This is a genomic window from Providencia sp. PROV236 (genome assembly GCF_033676985.1).
GTDB lineage: Bacteria > Pseudomonadota > Gammaproteobacteria > Enterobacterales > Enterobacteriaceae > Providencia > Providencia manganoxydans.
Genome location: NZ_CP096297.1, coordinates 379,025 through 401,381 on the forward strand (window position 1 = coordinate 379,025; position 22,357 = coordinate 401,381).

The following is a 22,357-nucleotide window of genomic DNA, read 5'->3' on the forward strand; positions in this document are numbered from 1 at the left end:
CCATAAGGAATAGAGTCGTGTCTAAAGAAAAATTTGAACGTTCAAAACCGCACGTTAACGTTGGTACAATCGGCCACGTTGACCACGGTAAAACTACCCTGACAGCAGCAATCACTACTGTTCTGGCAAAAACTTACGGCGGTAGCGCTCGTGCATTCGATCAAATCGATAACGCACCAGAAGAAAAAGCGCGTGGTATCACCATTTCTACTTCTCACGTAGAATACGATACTCCTACTCGTCACTACGCACACGTAGACTGCCCAGGACACGCCGACTATGTTAAAAACATGATCACTGGTGCTGCTCAGATGGACGGTGCAATCCTAGTTGTTGCTGCGACTGATGGTCCTATGCCACAAACTCGTGAGCACATCCTGTTAGGTCGTCAGGTTGGTGTTCCTTACATCATCGTTTTCCTGAACAAATGTGACATGGTAGACGACGAAGAGCTGCTGGAACTGGTAGAAATGGAAGTTCGTGAGCTTCTGTCTCAGTACGATTTCCCAGGCGATGACACTCCAGTTATCCGTGGTTCAGCTCTGAAAGCGCTGGAAGGCAACCCAGAGTGGGAAGCGAAAATTGTTGAATTAGCAGAAGCACTGGATAGCTACATCCCAGAGCCAGAGCGTGCAATTGACAAGCCATTCCTGCTACCAATCGAAGACGTATTCTCAATCTCAGGTCGTGGTACAGTAGTAACAGGCCGTGTTGAGCGTGGTATCATCAAAGTTGGTGAAGAAGTTGAAATCGTTGGTATCCAAGCAACGGCTAAAACAACTTGTACTGGCGTTGAAATGTTCCGTAAACTGCTGGACGAAGGTCGTGCGGGTGAGAACGTAGGTGTTCTGCTGCGTGGTACTAAGCGTGAAGAAATTCAACGTGGTCAAGTACTGGCAAAACCAGGTTCAATCAAGCCACACACTCAGTTCGAGTCAGAAGTTTATATCCTGAGCAAAGATGAAGGTGGTCGTCATACTCCATTCTTCAAAGGTTACCGTCCACAGTTCTACTTCCGTACAACTGACGTAACCGGTACTATCGAACTGCCAGAAGGCGTAGAGATGGTAATGCCAGGTGATAACATCAACATGATCGTTACCCTGATCCACCCAATCGCGATGGATGACGGTTTGCGTTTCGCAATCCGTGAAGGTGGCCGTACAGTAGGTGCGGGTGTTGTTGCAAGAATCATTGCATAATCACAACCCACTTTAGTGAAAAGGGCATCTATAGGATGCCCTTTTTATACTTGAAATAATTCAAGACGCATTTAATTGATGGTGCAGTTAGTACTATCAATAACGTGGTGTCTGGGATTTTATCGAGTATAACGTTGTAAAATTAAGAACCTATCTCATCAATAGTTGTTGAAATTATTGGTGAGATAGGCTCTGAAACAACGAAATATCAACTGTATCAGCAGCTTTGTGCAGTTATATGAGATTTATTAAGGTTTTGCTCAGAAGATATGGTATATTTTACCGTTGCCAGATTTAGAAATTCGTTTTCATAAATAAAATGGCAAAAAATTTGCTGGGCATGCTAGAAATGGCCTGTGAAATAGATAGTGCGAACGTATCGGCCTGTCTTTTAACTTTGCAGGTGTTGTCAATGATACCCCTTTCTGACTTAGCAAGCTTGGCTGGTAGTATATACCCCAAATAATTCGAGTTGCAGGTAGGCGACAAGCGAAGATAGGCGGGGAGCATAGATAAACTATGTGACCCGGTTAGCTGAGCGTAGTCAACACCGCTGCAACTTGAAGAATTGAGGGTATATAAGGGATATGTTGGCATATTCTATTGGTTCGGTCAGCTGGTCTTACATTTGTAAGCTAGCGGGCTTTATACATACTTCATGGTAACAGGTTGAATTATGAGTGCGAATAGCGAAGCTCAAGGAAGTGGACGCGGTGTAGACGTCTTTAAGTGGGTCGTGGTTGCGGTCCTGCTAATGATTGCTATAGTTGGCAACTATTACTTCCGTCAATATAATCTCGCGCTGCGTGCTTTTGCTGTTGTGGTTGTTGTCGCCATTGCAGGGGCTGTCGCTTTGTGGACCACAAAGGGCAAACAAACATTAGCGTTTGCGCGTGAAGCTCGCATTGAAATGCGAAAAGTGATTTGGCCAACTCGCCAAGAAGCATTACAAACGACTTTGATTGTTGCTGTAGTAACGGCTGTTATGTCGTTAATACTGTGGGGATTAGATGGTATCCTAGTACGTTTAGTTTCGTTTATTACAAGCCTGAGGTTATTCTAAATGTCAGATTCACCTAAAAAGCGCTGGTATGTGATTCAGGCTTTCTCTGGTTTTGAAGGCCGTGTAGCGCAGTCCCTGCGCGAACATATCAAATTACATGGTATGGAAGACTCTTTCGGCGAAGTTATGGTGCCAACGGAAGAAGTTGTTGAGATCCGTAGTGGTCAGCGCCGTAAGAGTGAACGTAAGTTTTTTCCAGGCTATGTATTAGTTCAAATGGTTATGAATGATGAGTCATGGCACTTAGTACGTAGCGTACCTCGTGTTATGGGCTTTATCGGTGGGACTTCGGATCGCCCTGCACCAATTAGTGATAAAGAAGTTGATGCGATTATGAATCGCCTGCAACAAGTTGGTGATAAACCACGTCCGAAAACCTTGTTTGAGCCGGGTGAAATGGTTCGTGTTAGCGATGGTCCATTTGCTGACTTTAACGGTGTTGTGGAAGAAGTGGATTATGAAAAGAGCCGCTTGAAGGTCTCTGTATCTATTTTCGGTCGTGCGACGCCTGTCGAGTTGGATTTCAGCCAAGTCGAAAAAGCATAGTCTTAGCGACAAAACTGGCTTGCAAAAGGTGTGAAATTTATCTATAATTTCGCGCCTTTTGTTTTTTACGTTACGCAAAATTAGCCGTAAAAGTTAATTTGCGGGGCGTGTTAATTAACGGGGAGCCTATTATTTAGGCGCTATTACCCATCTAGAGGAAATATTCATGGCTAAGAAAGTACAAGCCTACGTCAAGCTGCAAGTTGCAGCTGGTATGGCTAACCCAAGCCCACCGGTTGGTCCAGCACTGGGTCAACAAGGTGTGAACATCATGGAATTCTGTAAAGCGTTCAACGCAAAAACAGACAGCCTAGAAAAAGGCCTGCCAATTCCTGTTGTTATCACAGTTTATGCAGACCGTTCTTTCACTTTCGTTACTAAGACTCCTCCTGCGGCAGTTCTGCTGAAAAAAGCAGCTGGCGTTAAGTCTGGTTCTGGTAAGCCGAACAAAGACAAAGTAGGTAAAGTGACCTCTGCTCAGATTCGCGAAATCGCTGAAACTAAAGCTGCGGACATGACTGGTGCTGATGTTGACGCTATGATGCGTTCAATCGAAGGTACTGCTCGTTCCATGGGCCTGGTTGTGGAGGATTAATCAATGGCTAAACTGAATAAGCGCATGCGCAATATCCGTGAAAAAGTTGATGCAACTAAACAGTATGACATCAATGAAGCCGTTGCTCTGCTGAAAGAATTAGCGACTGCTAAGTTCGTAGAAAGCGTTGACGTTGCTGTTAACCTCGGCATCGACGCTCGTAAATCTGACCAGAACGTACGTGGTGCTACTGTACTGCCACACGGTACTGGCCGTTCAGTTCGCGTTGCTGTCTTTACTCAAGGCGCAAACGCAGAAGCTGCTAAAGCAGCTGGTGCTGAACTGGTTGGTATGGAAGATCTGGCTGATAAAATCAAAGCTGGCGAAATGGATTTTGACGTTGTTATTGCTTCTCCAGATGCAATGCGCGTTGTTGGCCAATTAGGTCAAATCTTAGGCCCACGTGGTCTGATGCCAAACCCGAAAGTTGGTACTGTAACGCCTAACGTTGCTGAAGCAGTTCAAAATGCTAAAGCAGGTCAGGTTCGTTACCGTAACGACAAAAACGGTATTATCCACACTACTATCGGTAAAGTTGACTTTGATGCTGACAAACTGAAAGAAAACCTAGAAGCACTGCTAGTTGCGCTGAAAAAAGCAAAACCAGCTTCTGCTAAAGGTGTTTTCATTAAGAAAGTTAGCCTGTCTACTACGATGGGTGCTGGTGTTGCTATTGACCAATCAGGTCTGTCAGCAGCAGTTTAATACCTTAGCTGATAGCTAATTTGGTAATTAAACTTTACCTTTGCGTCAGATTTGTATAAAATCTGACGCCTTGAGTTTGTTAGTGCTATTTAAAGTGTTAGCAAACCACGAATTTCGGTATGGAGTCTGGCCTTTCCAGACCCCGTCCAAGACCGCAGGTGTGGTTCTTAGTTATTAATAACTACTTAATTTACCTGCGTAGACGGTGACAGAGATACCCAGAATTTTATTTTGGCTTCTGCTCACCGTGTTTTAGCGCCCTACACATGTCGTGTTTGGGTGATGTGAGTCCCGGGGTTTCCCGGTTAATCCAGGAGCAAGAAGCTAATGGCACTAAATCTTCAAGACAAACAAGCGATTGTTGCTGAAGTCAGCGAAGTAGCCAAAGGCGCGCTTTCTGCAGTTGTTGCTGATTCACGCGGCGTAACTGTAGCAAAAATGACTGAACTGCGTAAAGCAGGTCGCGAAGCTGGCGTTTATATCCGTGTTGTTCGTAACACACTGATCCGCCGTGCTGTTGAAGGAACTTCTTATGATGTTCTGAAAGACGCGTTTGTTGGTCCAACCTTAATTGCTTTCTCTAACGAACACCCGGGCGCTGCTGCTCGTCTGTTCAAAGAGTTCGCGAAAGCGAATCCAGCATTTGAGATTAAAGCTGCGGCCTTTGAAGGTGAGTTAATCCAAGCGAAAGATATCGATCGTCTGGCAACACTCCCAACTTACGAAGAAGCAATCGCACGCCTGATGTCAACCATGAAAGAAGCCGCTGCAGGCAAACTGGTTCGTACTCTGGCTGCTCTGCGCGATCAGAAAGAAGCTGCATAAGCCCTTTCCTTCGTTGCTTTTTAACGTATAAACTATTTCTGAATTTTAGGAACACTTGTTATGTCTATCACTAAAGACCAAATCCTTGACGCAGTTGCTGAAATGTCTGTAATGGACGTTGTTGAACTGATCACTATGATGGAAGAAAAATTCGGCGTTTCTGCTGCTGCTGCTGTAGCTGTAGCTGCGGGCCCAGCTGAAGCTGCTGAAGAAAAAACTGAGTTCGACGTTGTTCTGTCTGCTGTTGGCGGTAACAAAGTTGCAGTTATCAAAGCAGTTCGTGGTGCAACCGGTCTTGGCCTGAAAGAAGCTAAAGATATGGTAGAATCTGCGCCAGCAGTTATCAAAGAAGCTGCTAGCAAAGACGAAGCTGAAACTCTGAAAAAATCTCTTGAAGAAGCTGGTGCTTCTGTTGAGCTTAAATAAGTTCAGTTTTCAGTTTGCAGCCTAACTTAAAGGCTGATGGCTGGTGATTTTTTAATCACCAGCCTTTTTGCGCTGTAAAGCGTGATTGGGTGTTAACAGCTTTTTCACGCAATTTTGATGTTAACAAACCCTCCAATACTTCTTTCTATTGACGACTTAATATACTGTGTTCTCAGCTACGACCCGCTCGGGTAGCTCGGTAGTCAGAGTGGCACAATGAAATGATTTAAGAGTAATAGCAATGAGTATTACGGAAAGTGTTCATTTTCCATTTCAAAAAATAGCGTTAGCGATGCTGTCCTTATGGACGGACAGAGTGGGTCACTGATCAGCGAGCTGAGGAACCCTATGGTTTACTCCTATACCGAGAAAAAACGTATTCGTAAGGATTTTGGTAAACGTCCACAAGTGTTGGATGTACCTTATCTCCTTTCTATCCAACTTGACTCGTTCCAGAAGTTTATCGAGCAAGATCCTGATGGTCAGAACGGGCTGGAAGCAGCATTCCGTTCTGTGTTTCCTATTCAGAGCTACAGCGGCAATGCTGAACTGCAATATGTCAGCTACCGCCTAGGTGAGCCTGTTTTTGACGTTAAAGAATGTCAAATCCGTGGTGTCACGTACTCTGCGCCATTGCGTGTTAAGTTACGCCTCATTGTTTATGAGCGTGAAGCACCTGAAGGCACCGTAAAAGACATCAAAGAACAAGAAGTCTACATGGGTGAAATTCCACTCATGACCGAAAACGGTACTTTCGTTATTAACGGTACTGAGCGTGTTATCGTTTCTCAGTTACACCGTAGCCCAGGTGTGTTCTTCGACAGCGACAAAGGTAAAACACACTCATCAGGTAAAGTCCTGTATAACGCGCGTATTATCCCTTACCGTGGTTCATGGCTTGATTTCGAATTCGATCCGAAAGATAACCTGTTTGTACGTATTGACCGTCGCCGTAAATTACCAGCGACCATTATTCTGCGTGCAATGGATTACAGCACTGAAGACATCTTAAACCTGTTCTTCGAAAAAACTGTTTTCCAAATCCGTGACAACAAACTGATGATGACGCTAGTTCCTGAGCGTCTACGTGGTGAAACGGCTTCGTTTGATATCGAAGCAAACGGCAAAGTCTATGTAGAAAAAGGCCGTCGTATCACTGCTCGTCACATCCGTTTACTGGAGAAAGAAGAAGTCAACAGCATTGAAGTGCCTGTTGAATACATCGCCGGTAAAGTGGTCGCAAGAGATTACATTGATGAAAGCACCGGTGAGCTGATTTGTGCAGCAAACATGGAACTTTCATTAGATATGTTGGCACGCCTGAGCCAGTCTGGTCATAAAACAATTGAAACATTGTTTACTAACGACCTAGACCACGGTGCTTATATCTCTGAAACCGTTCGTGTCGACCCAACGAATGACCGCCTGAGTGCATTGGTAGAAATCTACCGCATGATGCGCCCTGGTGAGCCACCAACTCGTGAAGCTGCTGAAAACTTGTTCGATAACCTGTTCTTCTCTGAAGACCGTTACGACTTGTCTGCGGTAGGTCGCATGAAGTTCAACCGTTCACTGGGCCGTGATGAAATCGAAGGTTCAGGTATCCTGAGTGAAGAAGACATCATTGATGTGATGCGTAAGCTCATTGATATCCGTAACGGTAAAGGCGAAGTCGATGATATCGACCACTTAGGTAACCGTCGTATTCGTTCTGTTGGTGAAATGGCAGAGAACCAGTTCCGTGTAGGTCTGGTCCGTGTTGAGCGTGCAGTGAAAGAGCGTCTTTCTCTGGGCGACCTTGATGCACTGATGCCACAAGATATGATCAACGCGAAGCCAATTTCTGCGGCAGTGAAAGAGTTCTTTGGTTCCAGCCAGTTGTCTCAATTTATGGACCAGAACAACCCACTGTCTGAAATCACGCATAAACGCCGTATCTCTGCGTTAGGCCCTGGTGGTCTGACTCGTGAGCGCGCGGGCTTTGAAGTACGTGACGTTCACCCAACTCACTACGGTCGTGTATGTCCAATCGAAACGCCTGAAGGTCCGAACATCGGTCTGATCAACTCATTGTCTGTTTATGCACAGACCAACGAGTATGGTTTCCTTGAAACCCCTTACCGTTTAGTTCGTGATGGTATCGTTACTGACGAAATTCACTATCTGTCTGCAATTGAAGAAGGTAACTTCATCATTGCACAGGCAAACACCGTATTAGATGAAGATGGTGGTTTCGTTGAAGAACTGATTACTTGTCGTAACCATGGTGAATCAAGCTTATTCAGCCGCGATCAGGTTGAATATATGGACGTTTCGACTCAACAGGTGGTTTCTGTTGGTGCGTCACTGATCCCATTCCTTGAACACGATGATGCTAACCGTGCATTGATGGGTGCGAACATGCAACGTCAAGCGGTTCCTACTTTACGTGCTGACAAACCATTAGTCGGTACAGGTATGGAACGTGCAGTAGCGGTTGACTCCGGTGTAACTGCGGTTGCAAGACGCGGTGGTTCAGTTCAGTACGTTGATGCGTCACGTATCGTTATCAAAGTTAACGAAGACGAGATGTATCCAGGCGAAGCTGGAATCGACATTTATAACCTGACTAAATATACCCGTTCTAACCAGAACACCTGTATTAATCAGATGCCTTGTGTATCGTTAGGTGAACCAATCGAACGTGGTGACGTGTTAGCTGATGGTCCTTCAACTGACCTTGGTGAATTGGCACTTGGCCAAAACATGCGCGTGGCATTTATGCCATGGAATGGTTATAACTTCGAAGACTCCATCCTTGTTTCTGAGCGTGTTGTTCAAGAAGACCGTTTCACAACGATCCATATTCAGGAACTCTCTTGCGTGTCTCGTGACACCAAATTAGGGCCTGAAGAAATTACTGCTGACATTCCAAACGTCGGTGAAGCTGCACTCTCTAAACTCGATGAGTCTGGTATTGTGTATATCGGTGCTGAAGTTAAAGGCGGCGATATCCTAGTTGGTAAAGTGACACCTAAAGGTGAAACTCAACTGACTCCAGAAGAGAAACTGCTGCGCGCAATCTTCGGTGAAAAAGCGTCTGACGTTAAAGACTCTTCTTTACGTGTTCCTAACGGTGTTTCCGGTACAGTTATCGATGTACAGGTATTTACTCGTGATGGCGTAGAGAAAGACAAACGTGCGCTTGAAATCGAAGAAACTCAGTTACGTGAAGCGAAAAAAGACTTAACTGAAGAGCTACGTATCTTCGAAGCAGGTCTGTTTGCACGTATTCGTTCTGTATTGGTTAACGGCGGAATTGAAGCTGAAAAACTGGATAAACTGCCTCGCGATCGTTGGTTAGAGCTGTCTCTGGCTGATGAAGAGAAACAGAACCAGTTAGAGCAATTAGCTGAACAGTACGACGAACTGAAATCTGAGTTCGAGAAAAAACTCGATGCGAAACGTCGTAAGATCACCCAAGGTGATGATCTGGCTCCAGGCGTACTGAAAATTGTTAAGGTTTATCTGGCTGTTAAACGTCAGATCCAACCGGGTGATAAAATGGCGGGTCGCCATGGTAACAAAGGTGTTATCTCAAAAATCAACCCAGTTGAAGACATGCCTTACGATGAAAACGGTAACCCTGTAGACATCGTTCTGAACCCGCTGGGCGTACCATCACGTATGAACATCGGTCAGATTCTGGAAACCCACTTGGGTATGGCAGCGAAAGGTATTGGTGACAAAATCAATGCTATGCTTAAACAGCAGCAAGAAGTTGCTAAACTGCGTGAGTTTATCCAGAAAGCCTACGATCTTGGTGATGACCCACGTCAGAAAGTCGATTTAAATACTTTCTCTGACGATGAAGTTATGCGTCTGGCTGAGAACCTGAAAAAAGGTATGCCAATTGCAACACCAGTGTTCGATGGTGCGAAAGAGTTTGAAATTAAAGAACTGTTGAAACTGGGTGGTCTGCCAACTTCAGGTCAGATTACATTGTTCGATGGTCGTACTGGTGAGAAGTTTGAGCGTCAAGTAACTGTTGGTTACATGTACATGCTGAAACTGAACCACTTGGTTGACGATAAGATGCACGCCCGTTCTACAGGTTCTTATAGCTTGGTTACTCAGCAGCCGCTGGGTGGTAAAGCGCAGTTCGGTGGACAGCGTTTCGGGGAGATGGAAGTGTGGGCACTGGAAGCATACGGTGCAGCCTATACGCTCCAAGAAATGTTGACTGTTAAGTCGGATGACGTTAACGGCCGTACGAAGATGTATAAAAACATCGTCGATGGTAGCCATCAGATGGAACCAGGTATGCCGGAATCCTTCAACGTATTGTTGAAAGAGATCCGTTCACTGGGTATCAACATCGAACTGGAAGACGAGTAATTCGTTTGTACCGGAAGGCGAATTTTGCCTTCCGGCCAGTAATAAGTACTGGGATTAGGGGAGAGCGGCAGGGGCCACTCACCTGACAGGTCTAACTCCGACAGGAGCCATTTTGTGAAAGACTTAATTAAGTTTCTGAAAGCGCAAACCAAGACCGAAGAGTTTGATGCGATCAAAATTGCTCTGGCATCACCTGATATGATCCGTTCATGGTCATTCGGTGAAGTGAAAAAGCCAGAAACCATTAACTACCGTACGTTCAAACCTGAGCGTGACGGCCTTTTCTGTGCGCGTATTTTCGGGCCAGTAAAAGACTACGAATGTCTGTGCGGTAAGTACAAACGTTTAAAACACCGTGGTGTGATTTGTGAGAAGTGTGGCGTTGAAGTCACTCAGACTAAAGTCCGTCGTGAGCGCATGGGTCATATCGAACTTGCTTCTCCGACTGCACATATCTGGTTCTTAAAATCACTGCCATCCCGTATCGGTTTGCTGTTAGATATGCCTTTGCGCGATATCGAACGTGTTCTGTACTTTGAATCATATGTGGTTGTTGAAGGCGGTATGACTAGCCTTGAACGCGCACAGATTCTGACAGAAGAGCAATACTTAGATGCGTTGGAAGAGTTCGGTGATGAATTTGACGCGAAAATGGGTGCGGAAGCAATCCAAGGTCTGCTGAAAAACCTCGATCTTGAAAACGAGTGTGAAACACTGCGTGAAGAGTTAAATGAAACTAACTCTGAAACGAAGCGTAAGAAGCTGACTAAGCGTATTAAATTGCTAGAAGCGTTTATTCAGTCTGGTAACAAACCAGAGTGGATGATCTTAAACGTTCTGCCAGTTTTACCACCTGATCTACGTCCATTAGTTCCACTGGATGGTGGTCGTTTCGCGACATCAGATCTGAACGATCTGTATCGCCGCGTAATTAACCGTAATAACCGTCTGAAGCGTCTTCTGGATCTGGCTGCGCCAGACATCATCGTACGTAACGAAAAACGTATGTTGCAAGAAGCGGTTGATGCACTGTTAGATAATGGTCGTCGTGGTCGTGCGATTACAGGTTCTAACAAACGCCCTCTGAAATCTTTGGCTGATATGATCAAAGGTAAACAAGGTCGTTTCCGTCAGAACTTGCTTGGTAAGCGTGTTGACTACTCTGGTCGTTCGGTTATCACAGTAGGTCCATACCTGCGTCTGCACCAATGTGGTCTGCCGAAGAAAATGGCTCTTGAACTGTTCAAACCATTTATCTATGGCAAGCTAGAACTACGTGGTCTGGCAACAACCATCAAAGCAGCGAAAAAAATGGTTGAGCGCGAAGAAGCGGTTGTTTGGGATATCTTGGATGAAGTTATCCGTGAGCACCCAGTTATGCTGAACCGTGCACCAACACTTCACCGTCTGGGTATCCAAGCGTTCGAGCCAATTTTGATCGAAGGTAAAGCTATCCAATTGCACCCATTGGTTTGTGCGGCATATAACGCCGACTTCGATGGTGACCAAATGGCGGTACACGTTCCTCTAACTCTGGAAGCTCAGTTAGAAGCACGTGCGTTGATGATGTCAACCAACAACATTCTGTCACCAGCAAGTGGTGAGCCTATCATCGTTCCTTCACAGGACGTTGTATTGGGTCTTTACTACATGACTCGTGACTGTGTAAACGCGAAAGGCGAAGGCATGGTTTTGGCCGGCCCTAAAGAAGCTGAGCGTGTTTACCGTTCAGGTCATGCATCACTGCATGCCCGTGTTAAAGTCCGTATCACTGAAGAAGTGAAAGACGGTGAAGGTAACATTACGATTAACACTAGTTTAGTTGATACTACTGTTGGTCGTGCAATTTTATGGATGATCGTACCAAAAGGTCTACCTTATTCGCTGGTTAACCAAGCGTTAGGTAAGAAAGCGATCTCTAAAATGCTGAACACTTGTTACCGTGTACTGGGTCTGAAACCGACTGTTATTTTTGCTGACCAAATCATGTATACCGGTTTTGCCTACGCGGCACGTTCTGGTGCATCGGTTGGTATCGACGATATGGTTATTCCTGAGAAAAAAGCAGGGATCATCGCAGAAGCCGAAGCAGAAGTTGCAGAAATTCAGGAGCAGTTCCAGTCTGGTCTGGTAACAGCTGGTGAACGTTATAACAAAGTTATTGATATCTGGGCAGCGGCAAACGAACGTGTTGCTAAAGCGATGATGGAAAACCTGTCTACTGAAACGGTGATTAACCGTGACGGTGAAGAAGAGCAACAGGTTTCTTTCAACAGTATCTTTATGATGGCCGACTCCGGTGCTCGTGGTTCTGCTGCGCAGATCCGTCAGCTAGCGGGTATGCGTGGTCTGATGGCTAAGCCAGATGGCTCAATCATCGAAACACCAATCACGGCAAACTTCCGTGAAGGTCTGAACGTTCTTCAGTACTTTATTTCTACGCATGGTGCTCGTAAAGGTCTTGCGGATACCGCATTGAAAACAGCGAACTCCGGTTACTTGACTCGTCGTTTAGTTGACGTTGCACAAGACTTGGTAGTGACTGAAGATGACTGTGGTACTCACGAAGGTATCCTGATGACTCCGGTTATCGAGGGTGGCGACGTTAAAGAACCACTGCGTGAGCGTGTATTGGGTCGTGTAACAGCAGAAGATATCCTGATCCCAGGTACTGCTGACATCCTAGTTCCACGTAATACACTGCTACACGAAAAATGGTGTGACCTGTTAGAAGAGAACTCTGTTGACAGCGTTAAAGTCCGTTCAGTCGTTAGCTGTGAAACTGACTTCGGTGTATGTGCTCACTGTTATGGTCGTGACCTTGCTCGTGGTCATATCATCAACAAAGGTGAAGCTATCGGGGTTATCGCAGCACAGTCAATCGGTGAGCCGGGTACACAGTTGACGATGCGTACGTTCCACATCGGTGGTGCGGCATCTCGAGCGGCGGCTGAATCTAGCATTCAAGTTCGTAACTCAGGTACACTGAAGCTGTTCAATGCGAAGTACGTAACTAATTCAGAAGGCAAACTAGTTATTACTTCACGTAATACTGAATTGCGTCTGATCGATGAGTTCGGTCGTACGAAAGAAAGCTATAAAGTACCTTACGGTGCGCATCTAACTAAAGGTGATGGTGCGGCAGTTGCAGGCGGTGAAACCGTTGCTAACTGGGATCCACATACAATGCCAGTTGTCAGTGAAGTATCCGGTATTATCCGTTTCTCTGACATGATTGATGGTCAAACAATGACCCGTCAGACTGATGAATTAACCGGTCTGTCATCAATTGTTGTATTGGATACTGCTGAGCGTACAAGTGGTGGTAAAGACTTGCGTCCTGCATTACGTGTTGTTGATGCAAATGGTAACGATGTTCTTATTCCTAACACTGATATGCCAACCCAATACTTCTTACCGGGTAAAGCAATTGTTCAGTTAGATGATGGCATCGCGATCAACGCGGGTGATACTTTAGCACGTATTCCACAAGAATCTGTGGGTACTAAAGATATCACGGGTGGTCTGCCACGCGTAGCTGACTTGTTTGAAGCACGTCGTCCGAAAGAGCCAGCAATTCTGGCTGAGATCAGCGGTATTATCTCGTTCGGTAAAGAAACCAAAGGCAAACGTCGTTTGGTTATTACCCCACTAGATGGTAGCGATCCGTACGAAGAGATGATCCCTAAATGGCGTCAGCTCAACGTGTTTGAAGGTGAGATCGTTGAACGTGGTGATGTAGTTTCTGATGGTCCAGAATCTCCACATGATATTCTGCGTCTGCGTGGTGTACATGCAGTAACACGTTATATCACTAACGAGGTTCAGGAAGTTTACCGTTTACAAGGCGTTAAGATTAACGATAAGCACATTGAAGTTATCGTCCGTCAGATGCTACGTAAAGTCACTATCGCGGATGCAGGAAGCTCTGAATTCCTCGAAGGTGAGCAGGTAGAATATTCACGTGTTAAAGTATCGAATCGTAAACTGGAATCTGAAGGTAAGATTTCTGCTAAATTCGATCGCGACCTGTTGGGTATTACGAAGGCATCTCTGGCAACAGAATCCTTTATCTCAGCAGCATCGTTCCAAGAAACAACACGCGTACTGACAGAAGCTGCGGTTGCAGGTAAACGTGATGAACTTCGCGGTCTGAAAGAAAACGTTATTGTTGGTCGTCTGATCCCAGCGGGTACTGGTTTTGCGTATCACCAAGATCGTATTCGTCGTCGTCATCTGAATGATGTTGTGGAAGCTCCACAAGTTAGCGCAGATGAAGCAACGGCTAACTTAGCTGAACTGTTAAATGCAGGTTTCAGCAGCGATAATAATTAAGACTCGTTAGTCTGATTAGAGCGCAATAATAGAACCGGTGCAATAAAATGCACCGGTTTTTTTATGTTTAAAACTTATTTTCAATAATCATCCTAACCGATGGTAGTAAATATCATTAGATAACCCATTAATAATCTCTCGGTAGTGGTAATCTTAATTTATGCAGGTGAATTTTATACTGAGTTATTTATTTTAGCTTTTTATTTTTCTGTTATATATATGGAAAGTGGCCTTATAAATTAAGGAATAAATATTAAAATTAAAAGAATGACTATTTGAATAACATAACGCATAATCTCACACTGGAATATTAATATTCAGTGTTATCATTAAAATTTGCCATCATGCTAGTAGTTATTCATTTTTTGAAACTTTAATAAGTGTTAAATTAGGAAAATACGCTATAAAGAGGAATGACTCTCATTGTGTTTTAAAAATTAAGTTTTATTCGTATATTTAAAAACGGTTGTAATAATATTTTAGTCCGACTATTAAATTTTAGTGGGAATAAATCTTTTTTCTGCATAACCTATTAATAATAAAGATTTTATTGTCTATTTTGAGGGCTGCCATAAGAAACTAGATAAATTGTCAAAGGCAGAGCCTGAGAAATGATTAACATTAATAGGATGTACGGCTAAAACGGGTTATTTTGTTTCTTTGGATTTATTTTAGTGGTAAATCTATGAATTTAAAAATTATATATATAAAAACATTGCCGATAATAATTCTGTTTTTATATTTCACAATTAAATTAACAATATTTTGTTAAATTTTGAAAACGCATTCTATTAATTGTGGAGTGATTGTTTGCGAGAATAAATTAATAATGCTCATCCTCAACTAGCAATTGAGGGATTATGTAACTTCATTCAGAAATACATCATCATAATATTTTAATTCAATATATTTGAAACTATAAAATTCAAAGGAGCATCGTTATGAATAAAAATATAGATAGTAGTGACAATAAGGTTAATTCTTTTATTTCTGATATGCCTTCTGCTGCCGCTGCTTATTTATCAACTACGATGAAGGGAAGTCAAACAGCTCAATTAGTGACTGGAAATGGTGCAATCGCATTAGATTTAGTCGTTGTTATTGATACGAGCGGCTCAATGTCTGATGAGGCAAGCGACCTTAGTAAGCAAATTGATGCCGCAATTGAAAAAGCATCAGCAAATTGCCCATCTCGTTTACGTGCGACATTTTTAGGTATTGAAGGGACATGGGCTGGTACAAAGTTTGATCAATCAGCAAGTGAGTATCTGATCAAGTTGGGGGTTAATGAACGTGATCTACAGGCTAGGCTGCCGTTTAGAGAATCAGATGGACGAGATCATGCTGGAAATAAAGAAGATCTTTGCCGAGCTGTTATTGATATTAGCAAACACTTTGATTGGCGTGATGATGCACGTAGAGCAATTTTTGTTTTAGGTGATGAGGGAATGGAGGGAGGTGGTGGAATTTTGACTCGCGCTGCGATAGCGAAAAACAATGAGGCAATATCTGTGGCTCAAGAAGCAGGGGTTAAGGTTTATACTTATCAAGGGACGCCAGATGATAGCCCAACAAACCTTGATCGTTTTCCCACCCTTGCGGATAGAGACAATGTGACAAGGGAATATGAACGTTTGGCAAAAGAAACCGATGGGCGTGCATATATTTACACGACAGGTATCGCCAATTTTGTGTTAGTACTGGAAGAAGTACTGTGTGATAGCCTGACACCACCAGTTTTACCGCATAAAGACTCTGTAGATTGCAATTCTGTGTGTGAACAACTGCCAAATATCATTGCAGCTGTGAATAAAATGTCGGACATAATCAATCGTACAATTGATTCTTGTTGCGGAAAAGAGAGTCGTAATTATCTAGATCAGTACGGTAAACGTTAAATTCAAATAAATAGAAAAAGGGGGAAGTATTTCCCCCTCTGATATTTTTCAATAGAACTATGATCAGTAAAATAGACCGATAATTGCGCAGTGGATCACGAATCCAACCATGAGTGGTACAGCGGTTCGCTTGACGACATCAAATGGTTGCAGTTTAGCCCCACTTGATACGGCAATAATGACCCCTGCAACGGGTGACATACCACGGCCCATATGGGAAGCCTGTTGCATTGGTAAGATCATTGCAATTGGATTTGCTCCCATGCTATGTGCGATCTGTGGGATCAATTCCACAAAGGCCAAGAAAGGTGCATTACCTGATCCCATGATGATTGCCGCAGCTAAGGTGACTAATGCAAATACCAGCGCCATTGCAAATGGTGGTAAGCCAACAGATTCAGCCATCAAAATCAATTGGTCAATCGCACCACTGACTTTGATACCATGTGCAAACACCCCAGCAGCAACAAGTAAGCCAACTACGTTACTAAAGGCATGACCCATACCATTTAAAAAGTGTTGGAAGCCATTACACACTGATTTGAAGTCGCGAAGACGTAGTGTTTCGAGCAGCATACAAATTGCCATCGCAATCAGTACAATAGTCACCACATCAAGATGGATCCCTTCAAAAAACAGGTTTGAAGAGCCAACGGCCATGATGATCGGTAGCATAGGTAAGATAGCGTAATACCCTGGAATGCTTTTTTTACTATCTTCTTTTTCATGAGATAGTACTGCTTTACCGATTTCAGGAATGAAGCCAGCCTTGCGGTCACAGTGGCGTTGCCAGAAAATATGCGTGATACCGACAGCTAAAACAGTTGCAAGCGCTGCGGGACCTTGATAATACAGCACATATTCAACGACAGACATATCAACGGCTTTTGCACCACGGATCGCATCAATCGCTGTTGGCGTATAGGCCACACCTAATGACGTTGCAATCACCCCCGCAGCAGATGCAGGCGATAAGCCAAGCCCAATCATGATTGGAAACATGGTTCCCATCAATAGTACGGCTAAGCCTGTTGCTGACGGAATGGCCAGTTGTAGGATACTTGCAAGCAGAAAGGAGAAAAATAGCAGTACATATGGAGAACGCATATTTTTCAGCGGCTTAGTTGCCACTCGCACAACGGCCTCATTAGCACCGATGTGATCCATATAATGGGCAAAACCCATTAGTGCCATGATCATTAATCCAAGATCTGCTGCGCGGCTACTAAACAGATCACGCATAACTTCAAATGGATCAAGCCATGTTAGGCCTGTGGATGCTACATTCTTGGGGAGAACAGGCCCCCAGCCGAGCGCTAAAGTAAAGATCATCAATACTAAACCCGCAATAAATAACACAGGTTCAGCTTTGTAACCTTTAAGGATAAAGCGCGCGACCAAAACAACGATAATGAGAACCGTTAGAATTGGGATCATGCTTTAGCTCCTGGTTTGAAGCGTTCAGCGGTGATCTGGACTACCTGTTTTAGTACATCACTGGCAGCATAGAGTGATTTAACGGGTAAATATTCATAGATTGAGTGGAAGTTATGTGCACCAGTAAAGATATTTGGGCACGGTAAACCATTTTGTGACAGAGCTGCACCGTCATAGCCGCCACGCATTGGGATCACTTTAGGTGTAATACCACAGGCTTGATAAGCATCAACCGCAATATCAATAGGGTAACGGTTTTCACCCTGTAAACTGTTATAAACGTTTGAATAGCGATCGGCGAGCGTACAAGTTACGCTTTCTTTACCCCATAAATCTTCACAGTGATTTGCCAATTTTTTCAAAAATGCCATGCGGGCACGGTAGCCTTCTTCTGTGAAATCACGCACATCCATTTTTAAGACCGTCCGTGCGCTATTACCAGACATCTGTTTGACCCAGTAATAACCTTCGCGACCTTCAGTATATTCAGGTGCTTCTCCCCCAGGTAACATGGCTATAAACTTTTGTGCCATCAATAATGAATTGATTAATTTACCTTTTGCTGACATGGGATGAGCAGATTTACCTGTAAAAACGATTTCAACATCACCTGCGTTCCAGTTTTCATACACTAATTCGCCAATACCACAACAATCGAGGGTATAAGCAAAGTCAGCACCAAACTCTTGTACGTCAAAGGCTTTTGCACCACGTAAGCCTTGTTCTTCATCAGGAACAAAGCCAATTTTGATGGTACCGTGTTTAATGTCTGGGTTTTGTTTGAAATATTGCAGCATGTCCATGATAGAGGCGATGGCCGCTTTATCATCAGCACCGAGTAGACTCGTTCCATCGGTCACAATAATATCGTCACCTAAGTAATCAGCTAACTCGGGAAACTCACTTTTACGTAGATAAATATTGAGTTCTTGGTTTAAGCATAGATCTTCCCCTGTGTAAGGTAAGATTTGCGCTTTTGTATCGTTAGTTTGTTCTGCACTGGTGTCTAAATGGCCAAAGAAAGCGACTGTTGGTACATCGTAGTCAAGATTAGAAGGGAGGGTTGCAGTCACAATGGCGGTGTCGCGTAATTTAATGTCTTCGACCCCCAGAGCTTCTAATTCTTGCTCTAATTTCTTTGCTAAAACGCGCTGGCCTTCTGAAGATGGCATGATACCTGCCGCGCCGTTTTCCCTATTGGTGGTGGTATTAATTTGGGTATAAGAAATAAACCGATCAACAATATTCATTATTTTCATTCTCCAACATCATAATGATGAATGTATTATTTTATGATTGCGGCGATAAAAAGAGGCTTCCATTTTTATCGCAATCTTTCTTTTATCATGAATAATGATGAGACAAATAATAGGCTAATTAATTTTTTTCAAAATGCTACCGAGTATTGAAAAATGATAATTAATAGAGGACATTTTTCATGCGATGAATTAAGATATCCGGCCTTCTGTTTACCTGATTTTTCAATTAATATATTGCTATTGAAACAAATCCTCTTATGATTTGACTTAATTCTGGCACTAAGTTAGTGAATCATTCTAATTATTTTTATATTTATTAATATAATAATGATTTGTTGTAATATATTGATTTATTGTGGTAATGCTGGGTGTTTATAATGAATTTAATAACGAATGCCTATTTTTTGTTGACGTGTTTTTGAATTGTTCGCGATGTGTATTTTGCTTTTTCTATTATTTTATAAAATCTAAATAAATAAGTTAAAAATAATCAGTGTAAATTTGACTTAAATGATAAAGAAAGGTTAATAATAAGCTATATATTGTTGTATTTCAAATTACCGTTTTTTTTATTACCGTAGTGTGGCTATGTTAATTCATACAAATGGTATTACTCTCTCTCGTGCTAGCTGCATATTCTAAATTATTTGGCGTATAAACGGTTTAATAGTGACTCGAAGAGTCAGCTTCGTCCTTGAAGCTGGCTAATGTAGTGCTCATATTTGGTTTTCAGCATTTTTCATTTACTTATCGCCAAATGACCACTCAACATGTCGATAAGGTAAAGATAGGCTAACGACCTAAGTAACCATCCCAATCTTTCCAAACGGGTTGTAGCCCCGCGCGGATCAGTGATTGAGCGACTTGAGCGGCACTACGGTTATCGTGTGGAGAAAACTGTTCTAGCTCTGCGTGGTCATCTGCATAGCCTCCCGGCTGGGTTTTTGATCCTGCACTGACGTTATTGATAGCCAAGGGAACAACGTGATCACGAAAGTAGGGTGATTCACGTGTTGAGAGCGATAGTTCTACATCCGGAGCTAGCAAACGAAATGCACAGATCAGTTGTACTAATTCAGTTTCGCTCATGAGTGAGGCGGGCTCTATACCACCAGCGCAGGGACGTAATCGAGGAAACGAAATCGAGTAACGGGTTTGCCAATAACGTTTTTGTAGATAAATAAGGTGTTCTGCCACCATATAGCAGTCAGTACGCCAATTGTTTGATAATCCAATTAAAGCACCGAGGCCAATTTTATCGATACCGGCTTGGCCTAGGCGATCTGCGGTTTCTAATCGCCAGTGAAAGTCCTGTTTTTTACCTTTAAGATGATGCAATTGATAGGCGGGTTCATGGTAAGTTTCTTGGTAAACCATGACGCCATCTAACCCTAATGTTTTCAGTTCTGCGTATTCCTCTGTGCTAAGTGGTTGTACTTCCATCATTAATGAACTGAAATAGCGGCGTATCGTAGGTAAGTGCTCGCGAAAATAATCCATGCCTACTTTTGTTTGATGCTCTCCAGTGACCAATAACAAGCTATCAAAACCAATTTTGCGGATGGTTTCGCATTCATTGATGATTTCCGTTTTATCGAGAGTCTTACGTTTGATACGGTTACTCATTGAAAAACCGCAGTAAGTACAATCATTAGCACATAGGTTGGATAGGTATAATGGCACATAGAAACCCACTGTATTGCCAAAGCGTTGGCGAGTTAATCGCTGAGCTTTTTGAGCCATAGGTTCAATAAATGGGCGCGCTGCTGGTGATAACAGTGCCATAAAATCGTCTAATATAAGTGTGTCGCGAGCAAGTGCATTTTGAACATCTTGAGTGGTCTTCGCATTGATGCGTAATGTCAGATCATCCCAATCAAGCTGCTGCCAGCGTTGACGGAAACTGTTGTTCATTGTAATGCCCCCAAAAACTCAGTTAATGGGCTAGAGGCTTCGGCATGCTGTTTTGTGGCTGCTAGCCCTGCAAGTCGCGCAAACTCAGCGGCTTCTAGGGCTAATTTGAATGCTTGAGCCATGAGAACAGGATTTTTAGCCACCGCGATGGCAGTATTAACCAGTACAGCATCTGCCCCCATTTCAATCGCTTCGAGAGCATGGCTTGGTGCACCAATACCGGCATCAACGACGACAGGAACCGTTGCTTGTTCAATAATGATTTGCAACATTTCTTTGGTTGCCAGCCCTTTGTTAGTACCAATCGGCGCTCCAAGAGGCATGACCGCCGCACAACCGACTTCCTCTAGGCGACGGCAAAGAACAGGGTCGGCACTGCAATAAGGCAGAACGACGAATCCTTCTTTGACCAGCTGTTCCGCTGCAATCAGTGTTTCGACTGGATCTGGTAGCAAATATTTCACATCAGGATGGATCTCCAGTTTTACCCAATGAGTTCCCAGCGCTTCACGTGCTAATCTCGCAGCAAAAATGGCTTCTTGGGCATTTTTAGCGCCAGATGTATTTGGTAGTAACTTTACGCCGATTTCTTGCAATGGCTGCAAAATGCCATCATTGCTGCCACGTAAATCGATACGTTTCATGGCCATCGTGACCAATTGACTACCTGATGCTGAAATAGCATCTTGCATCAGAGTCGAGTTGGCAAATTTACCTGTACCTGTAAAAAGGCGTGATTGAAAAGTGACATCTGCAATTGTTAACATGTTTAGCCCCCTGCAATAGCTTGGAACAGTAAAATATTGTCTTGGTCATTCACGGTATGCGAATCCCATTGATGACGCGGAATGATGACTTGATTGATGGCTAATGCTGTACCCGCAGTAGTTTGCTGTAGAGCCGCTAACAACTGAGTCACTGTTAAGGGAGCGCTAAACTCCATCGGTTGGTCATTAATTATAAGGCGCATGTTTCTTCTCGACAGACTGGACATTCAACTGAAGGTGTCAGCTGCAATGTATTCCATTGTTGGTTTTTACCATCAAATAATCGCAACTTACCGCTGAGTGATGAAGGTAACCCAATCAGTAATTTGATTGCTTCTAGTGCCTGTAATGTACCAATCACACCAACGACAGGACCAAGTACACCCGCAGTACGGCAATTCCGCTGTGGCTCTTCTTGATCTGGATATAAACAGGCATAACAACCGTGATTGAATGGTGGCTCAAGTACCATTAATTGACCGCCAAAACCCACCGCGCTACCACTGACTAATGTCGTATTGGTAAGGACACACGCTGCATTGACCGCATGCCGAGTGGCCATGTTATCGCAGCAATCAAGCACTAAATCGACTTGCTCAACTAAAGGCAGTAACGTTTTCGCATCTAATTTCTGCTGTAGCACATGTGTTTTGACTAAAGGGTTTAAGTTTTTAAGCCGCTCAGAAGCGAGTTTTGCTTTTGATTGTGGAATGTCATCGGTGCTATACAGGATCTGCCGTTGCAGATTAGAAATATGCAACTCATCGTGATCTGCGAGCCATAATTCACCGACACCTGCCGCCGTTAAATAAAGTGAAGCAGGGGCACCTAAACCGCCGAGGCCAACAATTAATACTTTGCTTGCTTTGAGCTTAGCTTGCCCTTCAGGACCAACATCTTCGAGTAATAATTGACGGCTATAACGCATAAATTCTTGATCATTTAACATGATATGCTCCTTGAATTAACCGATCGGCTTGAGGCACAAACGATCGGTTTGATTCAGGT

General features: G+C 43.6%; 16 protein-coding genes. 10 read left to right on the forward strand and 6 right to left on the reverse strand.

Features of this window, described 5'->3' with window-relative positions; genetic code table 11:
• Positions 1-17 precede the first annotated feature (17 nt).
• From tuf to M1E96_RS01665, 10 genes are all read left to right on the forward strand, one after another.
• Complete coding sequence (gene tuf, locus M1E96_RS01620; protein WP_337979750.1) at positions 18-1,202, forward strand: elongation factor Tu; 1,185 nt, start codon at positions 18-20, stop codon at positions 1,200-1,202.
• Positions 1,203-1,878: 676 nt separating this feature from the next.
• Positions 1,879-2,265: a preprotein translocase subunit SecE gene (gene secE, locus M1E96_RS01625; protein ID WP_070928482.1), complete on the forward strand. Its 387-nt coding sequence runs from the start codon at positions 1,879-1,881 to the stop codon at positions 2,263-2,265.
• Complete coding sequence (nusG, locus tag M1E96_RS01630; RefSeq protein WP_070928484.1) at positions 2,266-2,811, forward strand: transcription termination/antitermination protein NusG; 546 nt, start codon at positions 2,266-2,268, stop codon at positions 2,809-2,811.
• A gap of 166 nt (positions 2,812-2,977) precedes the next feature.
• On the forward strand, positions 2,978-3,406 hold the full coding sequence (gene rplK / locus M1E96_RS01635) for a 50S ribosomal protein L11 (RefSeq protein WP_004264379.1): 429 nt from the start codon (positions 2,978-2,980) through the stop codon (positions 3,404-3,406).
• A 3-nt stretch (positions 3,407-3,409) separates the two neighbouring features.
• The gene (rplA, locus tag M1E96_RS01640; RefSeq protein ID WP_070928486.1) at positions 3,410-4,111 is read left to right on the forward strand and encodes a 50S ribosomal protein L1; all 702 of its coding nucleotides are present in this window, start codon (positions 3,410-3,412) and stop codon (positions 4,109-4,111) included.
• Between the two features lie 327 nt (positions 4,112-4,438).
• Complete coding sequence (gene rplJ / locus M1E96_RS01645; RefSeq protein WP_070928488.1) at positions 4,439-4,936, forward strand: 50S ribosomal protein L10; 498 nt, start codon at positions 4,439-4,441, stop codon at positions 4,934-4,936.
• Between the two features lie 60 nt (positions 4,937-4,996).
• Positions 4,997-5,362 (forward strand): 50S ribosomal protein L7/L12, encoded by a 366-nt coding sequence (gene rplL, locus M1E96_RS01650; RefSeq protein ID WP_070928490.1) that lies wholly within the window; start codon positions 4,997-4,999, stop codon positions 5,360-5,362.
• A gap of 348 nt (positions 5,363-5,710) precedes the next feature.
• A complete protein-coding gene (gene rpoB, locus M1E96_RS01655; protein ID WP_070928492.1) occupies positions 5,711-9,739 on the forward strand; it encodes a DNA-directed RNA polymerase subunit beta in 4,029 nt (1,342 codons plus the stop codon).
• A 114-nt stretch (positions 9,740-9,853) separates the two neighbouring features.
• Positions 9,854-14,074 carry a DNA-directed RNA polymerase subunit beta' gene (rpoC, locus tag M1E96_RS01660; RefSeq protein WP_140182942.1) on the forward strand — a complete coding sequence of 1,407 codons (4,221 nt, stop codon included), beginning with the start codon at positions 9,854-9,856 and terminating at the stop codon, positions 14,072-14,074.
• A 995-nt stretch (positions 14,075-15,069) separates the two neighbouring features.
• Entirely contained in the window at positions 15,070-15,972 is a 903-nt protein-coding gene (locus tag M1E96_RS01665) for a VWA domain-containing protein (RefSeq protein ID WP_272581328.1), read from the forward strand.
• 63 nt (positions 15,973-16,035) lie between these two features.
• Here M1E96_RS01665 and dcuC read toward each other — a convergent pair whose 3' ends face one another.
• From dcuC to M1E96_RS01695, 6 genes are all read right to left on the reverse strand, one after another.
• Positions 16,036-17,409 (reverse strand): C4-dicarboxylate transporter DcuC, encoded by a 1,374-nt coding sequence (gene dcuC, locus M1E96_RS01670; RefSeq protein WP_070928493.1) that lies wholly within the window; start codon positions 17,407-17,409, stop codon positions 16,036-16,038.
• On the reverse strand, positions 17,406-18,659 hold the full coding sequence (gene pepT, locus M1E96_RS01675; RefSeq protein ID WP_272581327.1) for a peptidase T: 1,254 nt from the start codon (positions 18,657-18,659) through the stop codon (positions 17,406-17,408). The genes dcuC and pepT overlap by 4 nt, the downstream gene beginning before the upstream one ends.
• Before the next feature lie 801 nt (positions 18,660-19,460).
• Entirely contained in the window at positions 19,461-20,582 is a 1,122-nt protein-coding gene (gene thiH, locus M1E96_RS01680; RefSeq protein WP_272581326.1) for a 2-iminoacetate synthase ThiH, read from the reverse strand.
• On the reverse strand, positions 20,579-21,349 hold the full coding sequence (locus tag M1E96_RS01685) for a thiazole synthase (protein ID WP_070928501.1): 771 nt from the start codon (positions 21,347-21,349) through the stop codon (positions 20,579-20,581). The genes thiH and M1E96_RS01685 overlap by 4 nt, the downstream gene beginning before the upstream one ends.
• A 2-nt stretch (positions 21,350-21,351) precedes the next feature.
• On the reverse strand, positions 21,352-21,552 hold the full coding sequence (gene thiS / locus M1E96_RS01690; protein ID WP_070928502.1) for a sulfur carrier protein ThiS: 201 nt from the start codon (positions 21,550-21,552) through the stop codon (positions 21,352-21,354).
• Positions 21,540-22,298: a HesA/MoeB/ThiF family protein gene (locus M1E96_RS01695; RefSeq protein WP_140182946.1), complete on the reverse strand. Its 759-nt coding sequence runs from the start codon at positions 22,296-22,298 to the stop codon at positions 21,540-21,542. The genes thiS and M1E96_RS01695 overlap by 13 nt, the downstream gene beginning before the upstream one ends.
• Between the last annotated feature and the right edge of the window lie 59 nt (positions 22,299-22,357).

What these genes read in the sequence shown, in the direction of transcription:
- thiH (WP_272581326.1), bottom strand. Translation starts at nt 20,582, where the DNA reads ATGAACAACAGTTTCCGTCAACGCTGGCAGCAGCTTGATTGGGATGAT.
- secE (WP_070928482.1), top strand. Translation starts at nt 1,879, where the DNA reads ATGAGTGCGAATAGCGAAGCTCAAGGAAGTGGACGCGGTGTAGACGTC.
- M1E96_RS01665 (WP_272581328.1), top strand. Translation starts at nt 15,070, where the DNA reads ATGCCTTCTGCTGCCGCTGCTTATTTATCAACTACGATGAAGGGAAGT.
- M1E96_RS01695 (WP_140182946.1), bottom strand. Translation starts at nt 22,298, where the DNA reads ATGTTAAATGATCAAGAATTTATGCGTTATAGCCGTCAATTATTACTC.
- thiS (WP_070928502.1), bottom strand. Translation starts at nt 21,552, where the DNA reads ATGCGCCTTATAATTAATGACCAACCGATGGAGTTTAGCGCTCCCTTA.
- dcuC (WP_070928493.1), bottom strand. Translation starts at nt 17,409, where the DNA reads ATGATCCCAATTCTAACGGTTCTCATTATCGTTGTTTTGGTCGCGCGC.
- pepT (WP_272581327.1), bottom strand. Translation starts at nt 18,659, where the DNA reads ATGAATATTGTTGATCGGTTTATTTCTTATACCCAAATTAATACCACC.
- rplK (WP_004264379.1), top strand. Translation starts at nt 2,978, where the DNA reads ATGGCTAAGAAAGTACAAGCCTACGTCAAGCTGCAAGTTGCAGCTGGT.
- M1E96_RS01685 (WP_070928501.1), bottom strand. Translation starts at nt 21,349, where the DNA reads ATGTTAACAATTGCAGATGTCACTTTTCAATCACGCCTTTTTACAGGT.
- rpoB (WP_070928492.1), top strand. Translation starts at nt 5,711, where the DNA reads ATGGTTTACTCCTATACCGAGAAAAAACGTATTCGTAAGGATTTTGGT.
- nusG (WP_070928484.1), top strand. Translation starts at nt 2,266, where the DNA reads ATGTCAGATTCACCTAAAAAGCGCTGGTATGTGATTCAGGCTTTCTCT.
- rplJ (WP_070928488.1), top strand. Translation starts at nt 4,439, where the DNA reads ATGGCACTAAATCTTCAAGACAAACAAGCGATTGTTGCTGAAGTCAGC.
- rplA (WP_070928486.1), top strand. Translation starts at nt 3,410, where the DNA reads ATGGCTAAACTGAATAAGCGCATGCGCAATATCCGTGAAAAAGTTGAT.
- rplL (WP_070928490.1), top strand. Translation starts at nt 4,997, where the DNA reads ATGTCTATCACTAAAGACCAAATCCTTGACGCAGTTGCTGAAATGTCT.